Genomic DNA, 1,305 nt, shown 5'->3' with positions numbered 1-1,305 from the left:
GCCGTCGCGCCCGTGCTTGCAAAGGAGCCGATGGTGGCGCCGAGCGTCGTGGTGCCGGTCGCCGCCGTGGTGCCGCCCGCCGCGCCGTTATACACGACGTTGCTGCTTGCGGTCGCGCTGGCGAAGCTCGTCGTGCCGCGCAGGTCGGCCGACGTCGCACCCGCAATCGTGGTGGAGACGTTGGACTTGGTGGAGTAGCCGACGGTGGTCTGCAGCGCCTGGTTGGCGATCGACTTCGCAGAGTCGATCAACTTCTGCAGCGAGGTGATGCCGGTGTTGGCGGCCTGCAGCACCTGCACGCCGTTGGCGATGCCGTCGAGCAGATTGTTGATGTCGCTGGCGCGGTTGTCGAGCGACTGTGCGGTGAAGAAGTTGGTGGGATTGTCCAGGGCCGAGTTGACGCTCTTGCCGGTCGACAGACGGCTCTGAGTGGTGGCGAGAAGATCAGCGGTGGACTGGAGGGAGAGCAGGTTCTGACGAACCGACGAGGAGAGAACAATACCGGACATTGAGTGTTACCCTTCTGGTACGCAACGCAACAAACTTCGATTAGGATTAATCGATGTCCGGGACGGTGAACACAGACGGCTAACAAAGCATGAAGCGTGTCGCGCCAGTCCTTGCGCGGATTCACCATATGAGCAATCGGAGCCATCTCAGGCTCGTCCATATCGTCATGATAGCATGATGCTTTTTCGCGCAACGACCCGGCGTTTGCGACTTGTCAACCATAACTCAGAGTAAGCAATCGGCTGCATCCGAATGCATCGTTGCACTTCGTCGAGCGGCACTCTGATGCCGTTGCAAAAAGAAAGCGGCGGAGCCGAAGCCCCGCCGCAATAGTCGTCTTACGATGTCGTCCGCTTGTTAGCGGAGCAGCTGCAGCACGCTCTGCTGCGACTGGTTGGCCAGCGACAGCGCGGAGACCGCGATCGACTGGCGGGTCGACAGCGCCTGGCTGTTGGCCGCTTCGGTGTTGGTGTCGGCCAGGGTCAGGTTGGACGAACCGGTCTGCAGCACGTTGATCAGGCTCTTGTTGAAGTCCTGACGAACCTGCACCACCGAGAGGTTCGAGCCGAGGCTCGAAGCTTCCGAGCGCAGCGTGCTCGACGCGGCGTTCAGGTTCGACAGCACCTTGTTGGTCGCGGAGTTGTCGATGAAATCGACACCGCTGGTCAGCGCCGCGAGGCCGAGACCCTTGGAGTTGTAGGTCACGCCGGTGATGCTGAGGTTCGACTTGCCGGTCTCGTCGAACACCAGCTTGAGCTGGTCGCCGTTCAAGAGGTTGACGCCGTTGAACGAGGA

2 protein-coding genes are annotated in these 1,305 nt (G+C 61.1%); both read right to left on the bottom strand.

Annotated elements, in window-relative coordinates:
- On the bottom strand, positions 1-509 hold a 509-nt coding region (locus AC0L3U_RS38235), incomplete at its 3' end, for a flagellin N-terminal helical domain-containing protein (protein WP_473364936.1).
- A gap of 358 nt (positions 510-867) precedes the next feature.
- A partial coding sequence (locus AC0L3U_RS38230; RefSeq protein WP_473364935.1) for a flagellin occupies positions 868-1,305 on the bottom strand: 438 nt, incomplete at its 5' end.

The organism is Bradyrhizobium sp. Kon69 (genome assembly GCF_055807515.1).
This window is presented reverse-complemented; position numbering and strand designations above follow the sequence as displayed.